Origin of the sequence: Xanthomonas cissicola (genome assembly GCF_008801575.1) — a bacterium.
GTDB lineage: Bacteria > Pseudomonadota > Gammaproteobacteria > Xanthomonadales > Xanthomonadaceae > Xanthomonas > Xanthomonas cissicola.
Map to the genome: position 1 here is coordinate 20,919 of NZ_VZPL01000049.1, position 13,214 is coordinate 34,132.

At 65.0% G+C, this 13,214-nt stretch carries 12 protein-coding genes and 2 pseudogenes; 5 read left to right on the top strand and 9 right to left on the bottom strand.

All coding sequences use genetic code 11. The features are described from left to right. Positions 1-31 precede the first annotated feature (31 nt). A complete protein-coding gene (locus F7R02_RS17730) occupies positions 32-1,516 on the top strand; it encodes an MATE family efflux transporter (protein ID WP_078591427.1) in 1,485 nt (494 codons plus the stop codon). Between the two features lie 257 nt (positions 1,517-1,773). On the opposite strand, the gene rplS is transcribed toward F7R02_RS17730, so the two are convergent. From rplS to ffh, 7 genes are all read right to left on the bottom strand, one after another. After that, positions 1,774-2,181, bottom strand: coding sequence for a 50S ribosomal protein L19 (gene rplS, locus F7R02_RS17735; protein ID WP_003484215.1), 408 nt, complete (start codon positions 2,179-2,181; stop codon positions 1,774-1,776). A gap of 144 nt (positions 2,182-2,325) precedes the next feature. Then, complete coding sequence (trmD, locus tag F7R02_RS17740) at positions 2,326-3,084, bottom strand: tRNA (guanosine(37)-N1)-methyltransferase TrmD (protein ID WP_005914690.1); 759 nt, start codon at positions 3,082-3,084, stop codon at positions 2,326-2,328. A 63-nt stretch (positions 3,085-3,147) separates the two neighbouring features. Next, positions 3,148-3,660 (bottom strand): ribosome maturation factor RimM, encoded by a 513-nt coding sequence (gene rimM, locus F7R02_RS17745; protein WP_005923583.1) that lies wholly within the window; start codon positions 3,658-3,660, stop codon positions 3,148-3,150. 43 nt (positions 3,661-3,703) lie between these two features. Beyond that, positions 3,704-3,961, bottom strand: a complete 258-nt coding sequence (gene rpsP, locus F7R02_RS17750) for a 30S ribosomal protein S16 (RefSeq protein WP_003484223.1) — start codon at positions 3,959-3,961, stop codon at positions 3,704-3,706. 97 nt (positions 3,962-4,058) lie between these two features. Then, on the bottom strand, positions 4,059-4,856 hold the full coding sequence (locus F7R02_RS17755; RefSeq protein WP_078591428.1) for an aminotransferase class IV family protein: 798 nt from the start codon (positions 4,854-4,856) through the stop codon (positions 4,059-4,061). Further along, positions 4,847-5,917 carry an NAD(P)H-dependent flavin oxidoreductase gene (locus tag F7R02_RS17760; protein ID WP_078591429.1) on the bottom strand — a complete coding sequence of 357 codons (1,071 nt, stop codon included), beginning with the start codon at positions 5,915-5,917 and terminating at the stop codon, positions 4,847-4,849. The genes F7R02_RS17755 and F7R02_RS17760 overlap by 10 nt, the downstream gene beginning before the upstream one ends. Before the next feature lie 744 nt (positions 5,918-6,661). Further along, positions 6,662-8,038 (bottom strand): signal recognition particle protein, encoded by a 1,377-nt coding sequence (gene ffh / locus F7R02_RS17765; protein WP_005914684.1) that lies wholly within the window; start codon positions 8,036-8,038, stop codon positions 6,662-6,664. Positions 8,039-8,329: 291 nt separating this feature from the next. On the opposite strand from ffh, the gene F7R02_RS17775 reads away from it, so the two are divergent. Further along, positions 8,330-9,121: a cytochrome C assembly family protein gene (locus tag F7R02_RS17775; protein WP_003484236.1), complete on the top strand. Its 792-nt coding sequence runs from the start codon at positions 8,330-8,332 to the stop codon at positions 9,119-9,121. Positions 9,122-9,274: 153 nt separating this feature from the next. Here the strand turns inward: F7R02_RS17775 and F7R02_RS17780 are convergent, their stop codons facing one another. Continuing rightward, positions 9,275-10,324, bottom strand: a complete 1,050-nt coding sequence (locus F7R02_RS17780; protein ID WP_078589722.1) for an aldose epimerase family protein — start codon at positions 10,322-10,324, stop codon at positions 9,275-9,277. 237 nt (positions 10,325-10,561) lie between these two features. Between F7R02_RS17780 and F7R02_RS17785 the strand changes: the two genes are divergently transcribed. The 3 genes and pseudogenes from F7R02_RS17785 to F7R02_RS17790 all read left to right on the top strand — a co-directional run. Continuing rightward, positions 10,562-12,145, top strand: a complete 1,584-nt coding sequence (locus F7R02_RS17785; protein ID WP_078589721.1) for an alpha-N-arabinofuranosidase — start codon at positions 10,562-10,564, stop codon at positions 12,143-12,145. A gap of 422 nt (positions 12,146-12,567) precedes the next feature. Further along, the gene (locus F7R02_RS26420; RefSeq protein ID WP_165585072.1) at positions 12,568-12,729 is read left to right on the top strand and encodes a hypothetical protein; all 162 of its coding nucleotides are present in this window, start codon (positions 12,568-12,570) and stop codon (positions 12,727-12,729) included. Positions 12,730-12,796: 67 nt separating this feature from the next. After that, positions 12,797-12,946, top strand: a pseudogene (locus F7R02_RS17790) (glycoside hydrolase family 16 protein); the annotation flags it as partial. A gap of 15 nt (positions 12,947-12,961) precedes the next feature. Here F7R02_RS17790 and F7R02_RS17795 read toward each other — a convergent pair. After that, positions 12,962-13,214 (bottom strand): annotated as a pseudogene (locus tag F7R02_RS17795) (integrase core domain-containing protein); the annotation flags it as partial.

Consider the following 13,214-nt stretch of genomic DNA (forward strand, 5'->3'; position numbering starts at 1 on the left):
TGCGCACCTTCTGCGCGACGATACGACTGCGATGCCCAAATCCGCTGTCCTGACCGAAGGCCCGATCGGCAAGAACCTGCTGTTGTTCGCACTGCCGATCATGGCCGGCAACATCGCCCAGTCGCTCAACGGATCGATCAACGCGATCTGGATCGGCCGCTATCTCGGCGAAGAAGCGCTGACCGCGGCGGCCAATGCCAACAGCATCATGTTCTTCCTGATCGGCTCGGTGTTCGGCATCGGCATGGCCTCGACCATCCTGATCGGCCAGGCGATGGGCGCGCGCGATATCGCCCAGGCGCGCAAGGTGATGGGCACCAGCGCGAGCTTCTTCGGCGGGCTGTCGGCCGTGATCGCCGTGCTCGGCTGGTACCTGGCACCGCATTTGCTGATCGCCATGGGCACGCCCGCCGCCTCGCAAGCGCTGGCCGAAGACTATCTGCGGGTGATCTTCCTGGCGATGCCCACGCTGTACCTGTTCGCCTTCCTGTCGGCTGCATTGCGTGGCACCGGCGATGCGCGCACGCCGTTCCGTTTTCTGTTGCTGTCGGTGCTGCTGGATATCGTGTTCAACCCGCTGCTGTTGTTCGGTATCGGCCCGTTTCCGGCGTTGGGCATTGCCGGTGCGGCCTGGGCCACGTTGATCGCGCAGGTCGTCGCACTGGCCGGATTGCTGGTGTATTTGCGTAAAAAACGCCATGTCTTGTTGCTGGGCCGGAGCGACCTGCGGCTGTTTCGCATCGACCCAGCCATCCTGCGCGCGTTGATCGTCAAAGGCGTGCCGATGGGCCTGCAGATGGTGATGATCTCGCTGTCGATGATCGCCATGTTGTCGCTGGTCAATGGCTTCGGCACTGAAACCGCTGCTGCGTTCGGCGCAGGATTGCAGCTATGGAACTATGTACAGATGCCGGCCATGGCGGTGGGCGCCGCTTGTTCGTCGATGGCCGCGCAGAATGTGGGCGCCGGTCTGTGGTCGCGCGTGGATGCGGTCGCGCGTACCGGCATCGCCGCCAATTTCCTGATGACGGGCCTGCTGATCGTGCTGCTGATCGTGTTCGATCGCTGGACCCTGGCCCTGTTTCTGCCCGAAGGCAGCGCCACGCTGGAGGTTGCGCGACACCTCAACCACATCGCGATCTGGTCGTTCCTGCTGTTCGGTGTCAGCTTCGTGGTTTCGGGTGTGGTCCGCGCCACCGGTGCGGTGATTCCGCCGTTGTTGATCCTGGCCTTTTCGTTGTGGGGCGTGCGCGTGCCGTTGGCCAACGTGCTGCTGCCGCATCTGGGCGCCGATGCGGTGTGGTGGAGCTTTCCGATCAGTTCGGCCTGTTCGATGCTGCTGTCGCTGGCGTATTACCGCTGGGGCGGCTGGCGCAAGGCGCGCATGCTGACAACACCCACGCATCCGGCGGAACTTGCGGCTGCAGCGGAAGTGCCGGCGCATCCGGCCTCGCCGGTCGCCGACCCAGCCCCGCTCACCGACGCGCCAGGCGGGCCGCGGGCACCGCAGCGTTAGTCGCGTTTGCGGCAGGCGTACCGCCGGGTCCGCAGCCATCCCAGGCGCGTTCGCTTGGAACCGTCATGGGACCATGGGTACTAACCCTCCGCACGCCGACCACTCCCGATCAAGCGCGCGTGGTTACTGCAGGCATTCCCGCAAGGTGCGGCGTGCATCATGCGTGGATGCCGCAACCGAACGTGCATTCCCACAAACGCAAACAGCCGCCCGAAGGCGGCTGTCTGGCAGTGGCGGGACCGGCCCGCCGATACGGCTTACTCCGCCTTGGCAGCAGCCTGGCGAGCGGCCTTGGCCTGCGCAGCGGCGGCCAGATCTTCCTTGATGCGGGCAGCCTTGCCTTCCAGACCACGCAGGTAGTACAGCTTACCGGCGCGCACCTTACCGCGACGCTTCACTTCGACCGAGTCGATGATGGCGCTGTGGGTCTGGAACACGCGCTCGACACCGAAGCCGTGCGAGATCTTGCGCACGGTGAAGGAGGAGTTCAGGCCGGCATTCTTGGTACCGATCACCACGCCCTCATAGGCCTGCACGCGCTCGCGGTTGCCTTCCTTCACCTTGACGTTCACCACAACGGTGTCGCCCTGGTTGAATTCCGGCAGCTTGCGCTGGATCTGGGCGGCTTCGAAGTCAGCCAGGATGGTCTTGTTGAGTTTGCTCATGGTGGGCACCGCGTGTCTGGTGATATTGGACCGGCAGTCGCCGCACGGCGATTGCTCGAGGTTCGTAGGAGGGCCAGACGCAAGGCTGGCCAGCAAGCCGCATATTGTACCCCAATCCATCTTGCAAGAGCTAGGGGTGAGCCCTTATTTCTCGTCGCCCGGGGCGAGTTCGCGGCGAAACTCGTCCAGCAGACGGCGATCGTTCTTCTCCAGCCCCGCCTCGTCGAGCAGGTCCGGGCGGCGCAACCAGGTCCGGCCCAGCGACTGCTTCCGGCGCCAGCGCGCAATTGCCGCATGGTTGCCTGATCGCAGCACATCCGGCACATCGCCCCATGCATGGGTCGCCGGATGGCTGTAATGCGGGCAATCGAGCAGGCCTTGCGAGCCTTCAAAACTGTCCTGGGCGGCAGATTCGGCGTCGTTCAATACGCCGTCCTGCAACCGCGCCACCACGTCCACGACAACCGCTGCACCCAATTCACCGCCGGACAATACGTAGTCGCCGATGGAAATTTCCATATCGACCGCCTGCGCCAGAAAGCGCTCGTCCACGCCCTCATAGCGGCCACACACCAACACCATGCGCGGCAACTGCGCCAACTCGCGTGCGAGCACCTGCGTGAGCGGCCGCCCCTGCGGGCTGAGATAGATCACCGGCGCTGGCCGCGCGTCTGCGGCCTGCACCGCATCCAGGCAGGCCCGCAGCGGCTCGATCAGCATCACCATGCCGGGCCCGCCACCGAACGGACGGTCGTCCACGCGGCGATAGTTGCCCTGCGCATGCTCGCGCGGGTTCCAGCCCTGCAATTCCAGCAAGCCTCGCTCCTGCGCCCGCCCGACCACGCCGAACGCCGCGCATTGCGCGATGAACTCGGGGAACAGGCTGATGACGTCGATGCGCACTGGAGAATCGGGAGTCGAGTTAGGGAATGGGAGAGCAAGAGCAGCACCGAGGCACCGCTTTGATCAGAAATCCGGATCCCAGTCCACCACGATCAGGTTGGCTTCGAAGTCGACCGACTTGACGAAATCCGGGAACACAAACGGAATCATCCGTTCGCGATCGCCACGCACCACCACCACGTCGTTGGAGCCGGTGGAGAACAGGTGCGACACCGTGCCCAGCTTGACGCCTTCGACGGTTTCCACCTGCAATTCTTCCAGATCCACCCAGTAATATTCGTCGGGCTTGGGCGGCGGCAACGCACTGCGCGCGACGTAGATTTCGGTCCCGTGCATGGCTTCGACCGTGTCGCGGTCGGTGACGGCGGGGAACACCGCAATCAGATTCTTGCCCTGATCGCGCCCACGCACGCCGCTGACCACCGACTCCTGTCCGGACGGCGCGCGCACGATCCACGGCTGATAGCGGAAGATGGCGGTCCGTGGCTCGGTCCAGGATTCGAGCTTCAGCTCACCCTTGACACCAAAAGCGCCGACAATCCTGCCTAGCAGGATGCGGCGCTCGGTCTGCTTCATCTGCGTCGACTCTGGGCCAGGTAGCGATACCCGGCCCTCAAGATCAGGCCGCAGCGGCCTGAGACTTGGCTTCGCGATACAGGTTACGCACCTTGTCGGTCAGCTGCGCACCGTTGCCGACCCAATGGTCGACGCGTGCGACGTCCAGCACGATGCGCGGTTCTGCGCCCTGGGCAACCGGGTTGTAGTAACCCAGGCGCTCGATGTTGCGGCCGTCGCGCGCGCTGCGCACGTCGGTCACGATGATGTGGTAGAACGGACGCTTCTTGGCGCCGCCGCGGGTCAGTCGGATCTTGACCATGATGTTGTTTTCCTGAGTTGCCCAGTCGCCAGAGTGGCGCGGTAAGCCGGCGATTATAGCGCCCCCCAGCGGCGAAGCCAAGTCACCCCTGAGCCGCTCAGATCGCTTGCCAGGCCTGCGTTTGCAGCGCCTGCTCCAGAATCGCCAGCTGGGCGGCGGCGTCCGGCCACTGCACAGACCCGACCACCGCCAACGCTTGTTGCCCGCGCGCATTGCAGCTGAAGCCGCCATCGAATGCCTGGAGTTCGCCCAGCGTGACCGGGCGCGCCTCCTGCTCGATGCCAAGCGCTTGCAGCCCGGCCTGCAGCAGACGCTGCCGGGTGCCGGGCAAGGCCGGCCCCTGCGGCCACACGACCCTGCCCTGCTGCCACAGGCCCAGATTCCAGAACGCACCCTCCACGAGCCGGCCTTGCGGATCGATCAGCAGCGCATCGTCGAACCCGGCAAGCATTGCCTGACGGCGCAGCTGCAGCAGCGCGAAGGTGCCGACGTGCTTGCACAGCGGCTGTTCGCGCACGTAATTGGCCGGCTGCACGCGCACAGCGGTCGCTGGCATCTGCGCGGCGGGCGAGAGCGAGATCAACACATCCAGTGCGACGGCGCGCGATGGATCGCGCAGGTCGAAATCCTGCGAAAACACCGTGATGCGCACGCTCGCATCGGTGCTGCCGGCAGCCGACAACGCAACGCGCAACTGCGCGCGAATGGCGTCGGAATCGGCAGCAGCACCAAACAGGGCTGCGCTGTCGTGCTGCAGACGTTGCAGATGCAGGTCCAGACCAAGTACAGCGTTATCGCGCACCTGCAGCGTGGTGAAGTGACCGTAATTGTTCAACGCCGCAGCACCGAGCTGCTGCGCGGTAGCGGCGATGCCATTACAGAAGATCAACGGCACAACAACGCCTGCGCCTGTTCCCACCATTGCGTCACGACCTGCGCAGCCGGTTGTGCGGGCGCCATCCAGGCGGATTGGCCGGCCCAGGCCTGCATCGCATCCAGACGGTTGTCGCGCGCAGCGGCCTGGCGCATCGGTGCGGTGAGCCCGCGCTGCACCGGGTATGGCGCGGGTGGCGGTGCGTCTGCAGCGTTTGCTGCACCGACATATGGTGTGGTCAGCGCGCGCCCCAACCGGCCCGAGAACGCACGGGTTGGCTGGGTGTGCTCCGGCTCTGCCTGAGATAACGCGTCGGCCCAGGCGCTCGGCAATGCAGCTTCGGGCGTGCGTAGCAAGCCGGTGCCGATCTGCACGGCGCTTGCGCCCAACGTCAGCGCTGCCGCAATGCCGCGCGCATCGGCGATGCCGCCGGCCGCGATCACCGGGATATCGAGACGATCGACCAGACGCGGCAACAACGCCAATAGCCCGGTCATCTGCTGCGCGGCGCGACCGGCCTCGAACGCACCGCGATGGCCCCCGGCTTCGGCCCCTTGCGCAACCACTGCATCGGCGCCTGCTGCCTGCGCCACAAGCGCTTCGTCCAATGTGGTGGCGCAGGCGAACCAGGCGATCCCGGCATTCGTGAGACGTGCCACCTGATCGGGCCGGAAGATGCCCATGATCGATGAAGCGACTGCTGGCCGCGCTGCGAGCAAGGCATCCAATTGCGCGTCGAAATCGGCAGGTGTCGCATCGCCCGCTGTCTCCGGCACCGGTGGCCCCCACTGCGCAAGAAACGCGCGCAGGCGCGCTTCGGCGGCCGCATCGCGCGCAGGTGCCGGGTCGGGAATCCACAGATTGATCTGCGCAGGCCCTGCGCTGGCCTCACGGAATGCTGCCATCCACGCCACGATGTCGTGCGGCTGCGATAACACGGCCCCCATCGCGCCCATGCCACCGGCATTGGCAACCGCCGCCGACAACGGCACCGGGCAGGCGCCGGCCATGGGACTGAGCAGGATCGGCAAGCGCAGCCCAAAGCGCTGCTGGAAGGCATCGACGTTGGAAAATCTGGTCATCAATCACTTCGCACACCATGAGATGGCGCATGGTAACCGCGATGGGCAGACGCTGATGCCGGCACGGACACGCGCACCTGCCGCGCCGGTCTGGCGGCTGCGCAGCAGATGGTCGCTGCGCTTGATACGCCGGCATCGGCATGCGTTGCCGGCACCACTCTTCGACCCAGACATTCTCCAACGCGGAGCACGCCGGCGCTGCGACGCTGTAGATAAGCGCCTCAGAAGCGCTAAATCGATAAACGCCGAAGCCGGTTGGGTGCGACGTGCCGGTGGCCCGAATAGCCGCAAGTCCAGGCACTAATCGCCATCGAAAGGACAGACACGCTGCGTGCAACTAGCCGGCATTGCGCTCACCCACACATGGCCCAGCGCCGGCCCACGGAACAGCTTGAGCAGACGTCCCTCGCCTCGCATGCGACCGGCGCATTGACCGGGCAATGGCAACGGATGATGGAGCTGTTGCGTCGAGCTGTGCCAGACGAGCGATCGCCTGCGCGGCACCGCTGGCGTCGCCCGCGTCTTCAGCAGTGAACAGTGAAGTCCGCACGTCCGCACGTCCGCAGGCGCCACGCAAACAGGCGGTGATATCCGCGACAACCCGTACGTTGCACCGCCAGAGGACGAGACCTGACGTAACGGCCGCCCACCTTGATGTGGCCTGCCACGCAAGCACCAGGCCAGCGCAAGATGCACGCACTGGGCGCCTGCGAATGGCTTCGCAGCGCGGCGTGCGCAGGTTGCTCAGCGGAACGGCATGCCGCCGCGGCCGCCCATGGCGCCCATCATGCCCTTCATGTTGCGCATCAGGCCCTTCATGCCGCCGCCGGCCAGCTTGCCCATCATCTTTTCCATCTGCTGGTACTGCTTCATCAGCTTGTTGACGTCGGCCGGCTGCATGCCCGAGCCGCGTGCGATGCGGGCACGGCGCGAGCCGTTGAGCAGCGCCGGGTTGCGCCGCTCTTTCTTGGTCATCGAATTGATGATGGCGATCATGCGCGGCACTTCCTTGCCGGTGACCTGCTGTTTGACGTTGTCCGGGATCTGGCCCATGCCAGGCAGCTTGTCCATCAGCCCATGGATACCGCCCATGTTCTGCATCTGCTCGAGCTGTTCCTTCATGTCGTTGAGGTCGAACTTCTTGCCCTTGGCGACCTTGGCCGCAAGCTTGGCGGCCTTTTCCTGGTCGACGCTGTGCTCGACCTGCTCCACCAGCGACAGCACATCGCCCATGTCCAGGATGCGGCTGGCGACGCGGTCGGGATGGAAAACATCCAGGCCGTCGGTCTTTTCGCCGGTACCGACGAACTTGATCGGCTTGCCGGTGATGTAGCGCACGCTCAGTGCGGCACCGCCGCGGGCGTCGCCGTCGGTCTTGGTCAGCACCACGCCGGTCAGCGGCAGCGCCTCGCCGAAGGCCTTGGCGGTGTTGGCCGCGTCCTGACCGGTCATGGCATCGACCACGAACAGGGTTTCGGTGGGGTTGACCGCGGCGTGCAGCGCCTTGATCTCGTCCATCATCGCCGCATCGATCGCCAGGCGGCCGGCGGTATCGACCAGCAGTACGTCGACGAAGGACTTGCGCGCATCGCTGATGGCGGCACGCACGATGTCGACCGGCTTCTGCGACGCATCTGAGGCGAAGAACAGCACCCCGACCTGTTCGGCCAAGGTCTTGAGCTGCTCGATCGCGGCCGGGCGGTAGACGTCGGCCGAGACCACCATGACCTTCTTCTTGCGCTTTTCTTTCAGGTGCTTGGCGAGCTTGCCGACCGTGGTGGTCTTGCCTGCACCCTGCAGGCCCGCCATCAGGACGATGGCCGGCGCCGGCACGTTGAGGTTGAGGTCGGTGGCGGCCGCGCCCATGACGGCGGTGAGCTCGTCGCGTACCACCTTGATCAGCGCCTGGCCCGGGGTCAGCGACTTGAGCACTTCCTGACCGACTGCGCGCACCTTGATGCGCTCGATCAGCGCCTGCACCACCGGCAGCGCCACGTCGGCCTCGAGCAGGGCGATGCGTACTTCGCGGGTGGCTTCGCGGATGTTCTCCTCGGTCAGGCGGCCGCGGCCGCGCAGGCGCTCCATGGTGCCGGAGAGACGTTGGGTAAGAGACTCGAACATGCGCAAAGGACCGCGGAGGGGAAACGGGTGCCGATTATAGCGGCACCGGCTGGCGGCCTGCCCCGGCGCCCGGCGCACCCCGCTTGATCAGGCGCTCCCTCGCTGCGAGGTACCGCCCCCCCCTGCCTGCCAGCAAAAACCCAAGCGACCCGCGGCCCAGGCTTCTCCGATTCCCGATTCCCGATTCCCGATTCCCGATTCCCGATTCCCGATTCCCGATTCCCGATTCCCGATTCCCGATTCCCGACTCGCCAATCCCCAATCCCCGCCCCACCATGCGAAACTTCCACGATGACAATCGTTCTCATCGCGTTCGCCCTGTATCTGCTGGCCACGGCGCTGCTCACCTGGGCGGTGTTGCGCGATGGCAACCAGTCGCCTGCGCGCTGGCTGGCGCCCGCATTGGCTGCAGTGGCGTTGCACGCCGGTTACCACGTGCTGGTGGCGGTGCGCACCGCGGGCGGGCCGGACATGCACTTCTTCGCGGCACTGTCGTTATGCGGGCTGGGCATGGCTGCGCTGACGGCGGTGTTCGGTGGCCGCGGGCGGATGGCGGCAGTGGGTGTGGTGGTGTTCCCGCTTTCGGCGATCCTGTTGGCCAGCTACCACGCCTACGGCCACGAGCCCAGCTCGGATCTGGGCTGGCGACTCGAATTGCACGCGTGGCTGGCCTTGCTGGCCTACGCCACCCTGGGCATCGCAGCGCTGCTGGCAATCATGCTATGGCTGCAGGAACGCGCGCTGCGGCGGCGCGATTTCCATAGCTGGCTGCGCGCACTGCCACCGCTGACCGAGCTGGAAACGCTGCTGTTCCGCACGATCACGGTGGGCTTTGTGCTGTTGAGCCTGACCCTGCTGACCGGCCTGTTGTTCGTGCAGGACTTCCTGGCGCAGCGGCTATTGCAAAAGACCGTGCTCAGCATCCTGTCGTGGATCGTGTTCGGTGCGCTGCTGATCGGCCGCTGGCGCAATGGCTGGCGCGGCACCAAGGCGGTGCACTGGACGCTGACCGCGATGGCGCTGCTGGTGCTATCGTTCTTCGGCAGCAAGTTCGTCATCGAGCTGGTGCTGGGGCCGCGTTGAGCGCCTTGGGCGTACGCGTGCGCTGGGCGGGCGCGCATGGATCGATCTTGTGCAGCCTGCGACGGGCATAGACCCGCGCCAGACTGACACTGCGATCAGCTGCACTGGGTCGCGCCCGCACGACGCAGCCCAGCTAACTAGCTCTGAAATCTCTCACGCATCCAGCGCGGCGCACACGGCGTCCCAGGGCTGGCCCGGCCCCGCGTTGGCAAAGCGATAGCTGATACGGCGGCGATAGGTCTCGCCCGGCCGCAGGATGGTCGAAGGAAAGTTGGGGTGATTGGGGGCGTCCGGATAATCCTGCGGCTCCAGGCATACGCCACGGCCCAGTCCGGGATGGTGGGCGTCCAGATGTTGGCCCTCGTACACCTGCACCGCCGGGGCATCGCTGCTGATACGCAGCGCCACGCCACTGTGCGGGGAGTACAGCTCGGCAACGCAGTCCGCGTCGGCGGCCAGCACCAGACACTGGTCATAGCCCTTGCCGAGGATGATCTGGGGATGCGCCGTGTCGGTGTTGTCTGCCAGCGCGGCAGGTTGGCGGAAATCGAATGGCGTACCGGTCACCGATGCGATCTCGCCCGTGGGGATCGACTCGGCATCCACCGGCAGGTAGCGATCGGCTGGCACGCGCAGCACCTGCGCTGCGGCCCGCAGCTGCGGGTCGCCGGACAGATTGAAATACGGGTGATGGGTAAGATTCAACGCAGTCGCGGCATCGCAGTGCGCTTCGAACTCCAGCTGCAGGCTCAACCCGTGAAGCTGCAGGCGCGCACGCACGTGCAGATTGCCGGGGTAGCCCTCTTCGCCATCGGGTGAGTCGTAGCCCAGCAGCACCTGGTCCGGCGCCTGCTCCAGCACGCTCCACACCCGTCGTCCGAAGCCGCGCAGCCCGCCGTGCAACTGGTTGCGCCCTTCATTGGCGGCCAGCACGTGGGTGACGCCCTCCAGGGTGTAACGCGCACCGGCGATGCGGTTGCCGAAGCGGCCCACCAGAATGTTGAGGCTGTCGCCGTCGGCAGCATAGGCGGGTAGATCCAGCAGGTTCAGCACCAGCGGCACCACACCCTGTGCGGTGATCAACTGCAGCGTATGTAGGATGCCGCCGTAGGTAAGCACCTGCGCTTCCAGACCAGCCTCGCTGCGTAGCGTGAGCGCGTGGATCTCGACACCGTCTGGCAACTGCCCGAACACTCGCTGCATGGATCGTCCTGCCGATGAGGTAGCCCGCGAGCATAGCCGCATGCGGTGGCTGCCGACCATGCTGCTGCGCACATCCTGGCCGGCGAGGCGATTGCGGCGGCGAAGCGACTGCCGCGCCTGCCTGCAACGGCCGCGCTGCAGCAATACAAAGGGCGGCCACGGGCACTACGCTAGCAGCGCGTTTCCCATCGCAGCAGCACCCACCCGACCATCGACCAGCACAGGAGCACCGACCCGATGCAGTGGATTTCCCCCGCATTGCAGGCATCGCGCAGGCAGCTGTTGAACGCCGTTTTCGTCGCCGCCTCGATTGCCAGCGTGCCGGCCAGCTTCGCTGCCGAGGTCAAGATCAACGGCACGTTGCGCGTGGACCAGCCCGGCGCGCAGGTGTCGCGGCAACTGTTCGGCCAATTCGCCGAGCATCTGGGTACCGGCATCTATGGTGGCGTGTGGGTGGGCGAGGAGTCGCCGATTCCCAACACGCACGGCTATCGCAACGACGTGGTCGCCGCACTGAAAGCCATTGCCGTCCCCAACATCCGCTGGCCCGGAGGTTGCTTCGCCGACGAATACCACTGGCGCGATGGCGTCGGCACGCCGGCCAAGCGCCCGATCCGGGTCAACACGCACTGGGGCGGTGTGGAAGAGTCCAACCGTTTCGGCACGCACGAGTTCATGGACTTTACCGAACTGCTCGGCACCCAGGCCTATATCGCCGGGAACGTGGGCGATGCTGCGCCGGAGGAGATCGCGCAGTGGGCCGAATACATGACCGCGCCCACACGCTCGAGCCTGGCCAACGAGCGCCGCGCCAATGGCCGCGATGCGCCCTGGCAGGTTCCCTACTTCGGTGTGGGTAACGAGTTGTGGGGCTGCGGCGGCAATATGCGCGTGGAGTACGCAGCCGATGTATTTCGCCGCTACCAGACCTTCGTCAAGTCGCCGGCCAGCCAGAAGATCCTCAAGATCGCGCCTGGCCCAAGCGACGACGACTACCACTGGACCGAAGTGATGATGCGCGAGGCCTCCAAGTTCATGGACGGGCTGAGCATGCACTACTACACCATTCCCGGTGGCTGGCCGCCGCGCGCGTCGTCGACCACGTTCGACGAAGCCGCGTGGATCCAGACCTTGTCGCGCACCTTGGTGATGGACGAGCTGATCACCAAGCACAGCGCGATCATGGACAAGTACGACCCAGCCAAGAAAGTGGCTCTGGTCGTGGACGAATGGGGCACCTGGTATGCGCCATTGCCAGGCACCAACCCCGGTTTCCTGCAGCAGCAAAACAGCCTGCGCGACGCGCTGGTGGCGTCCCTCAACTTCGACATCTTCAGCCAGCATGCCGAGCGCGTGCGCATGGCCAACATCGCGCAGATGGTCAATGTGCTGCAGGCGATGATCCTCACCGATGGCGACAAGATGGTGCTGACGCCCACTTACCACGTGTTTGCGCTTTACAAGCCCTACCAGGACGCCACCCACCTGCCGCTGCAATTGCAGACACCGCAATACCGTCATGGCGACACGCAGGTGCCGGCAGTGCACGGCTCGGCGGTCAAGGCGAAGGATGGCCATGTGTATGTCGCACTGACCAATCTGGACGCGAGCGCGTCGGCGACTGTGAGCGTGCAGGTGGAAGGGTTGCCGCTGCGTGCGGTGGAGGGACAGATCCTGACGGCACCGGCGATCGCCACGTACAACACCTATGCGCAGCCACAGGCCGTTGCGCCAGTGGCATTCAAGGGCGCACGTGTCCAAGGCAAGACAGTGAACGTGGCGCTGCCGGCGCATTCCATCGTGATGCTCAAGCTGCAATGAGCGATCGGATGCAATGCACAGGGCCTACGTGCCGGGCACGGCCAGCAGTATGTGTGCCGTGCTGCCTCGTTCGGACGCGCCTTGCAAGGGAGCGCGATCGTTGCATTTCGCATGTGCCTGGTGATCACGTCGCCATGCCGTCGCGACCACAGGTTCAAGGCGCGTACCGGAGGCGTATCGCGTTGCAGGCGATGCGCCGTTTCTAAAGGCAGATGGCGCTGTTGTTGAGGCCCGGGTTTCGGAGTTGAAAACACTGGACTGCAATCGCTCGCCAAGACGTGTGCCGGCGCATCGGCAGTACGCGGCATCTATCGTGCACAGACCACGTCGATGCGCACTGGGCACGCGCACCACAGGCCACGGTCTTGCAACCGCTTGCAAGCGAGTTCGGCTGAGGCGGTCGCGGCGTCGCGTATCCGGACGTGCAATCGGCATTGGGGAAAGCACACATCATCGATGCGCCGCGCCACTGGCTGCTGCCGCGCAACATGTCGCCGACAGGGTTTGCGACCGGCATCATGCCAATGATTGATTATTCCGGAATGAACACAACGAATCTGAAGCACGCACGACATTTTCTTTGACACCCAGGCAGCCGCTACGCAGCGTCGCCCCTCCACGGATTTGATTCCGTACCAGGAGAGGCTCGCAATGAACACACTACGCGCTGTGACTGTGCAGTTCGCTGTTCTGCTTGGCGTCGCGCTTACAACGAGCGCGAGTGCGCAGACGCTGGTATGGGAAGACAACTTCAACGGGCCTGCCATCGACGGCACCAAATGGACCTACGACGTCGGCAACGCGTAAGCTCCCCCGTCAAGCAGGCACTTTAAAAGTAGAGCTTTCGGCGTACTTGTTGCGGTACTCGACCGGGGTCATTCCGCCGAGCGAATCATGGGATCTTGCTTGGTTGTAGTCGATCATCCACCAGTGGGCGGCTTCGCGCACCTCGTCGAGGCAGGCGAAGAGATTCAGGTCGAGCACTTCCTCGCGGAACGTACGATTGAAGCGCTCAATGAAGGCATTCTGATTTGGCTTTCCCGGCTGGATGTACTGTAGTGCGACGCCA

What these genes read in the sequence shown, in the direction of transcription:
- F7R02_RS17730 (WP_078591427.1), top strand. Translation starts at nt 32, where the DNA reads ATGCCCAAATCCGCTGTCCTGACCGAAGGCCCGATCGGCAAGAACCTG.
- rplS (WP_003484215.1), bottom strand. Translation starts at nt 2,181, where the DNA reads ATGAGCAAACTCAACAAGACCATCCTGGCTGACTTCGAAGCCGCCCAG.
- rimM (WP_005923583.1), bottom strand. Translation starts at nt 3,660, where the DNA reads ATGAAGCAGACCGAGCGCCGCATCCTGCTAGGCAGGATTGTCGGCGCT.
- rpsP (WP_003484223.1), bottom strand. Translation starts at nt 3,961, where the DNA reads ATGGTCAAGATCCGACTGACCCGCGGCGGCGCCAAGAAGCGTCCGTTC.
- F7R02_RS17760 (WP_078591429.1), bottom strand. Translation starts at nt 5,917, where the DNA reads ATGACCAGATTTTCCAACGTCGATGCCTTCCAGCAGCGCTTTGGGCTG.
- ffh (WP_005914684.1), bottom strand. Translation starts at nt 8,038, where the DNA reads ATGTTCGAGTCTCTTACCCAACGTCTCTCCGGCACCATGGAGCGCCTG.
- F7R02_RS17775 (WP_003484236.1), top strand. Translation starts at nt 8,330, where the DNA reads ATGACAATCGTTCTCATCGCGTTCGCCCTGTATCTGCTGGCCACGGCG.
- F7R02_RS17780 (WP_078589722.1), bottom strand. Translation starts at nt 10,324, where the DNA reads ATGCAGCGAGTGTTCGGGCAGTTGCCAGACGGTGTCGAGATCCACGCG.
- F7R02_RS17785 (WP_078589721.1), top strand. Translation starts at nt 10,562, where the DNA reads ATGCAGTGGATTTCCCCCGCATTGCAGGCATCGCGCAGGCAGCTGTTG.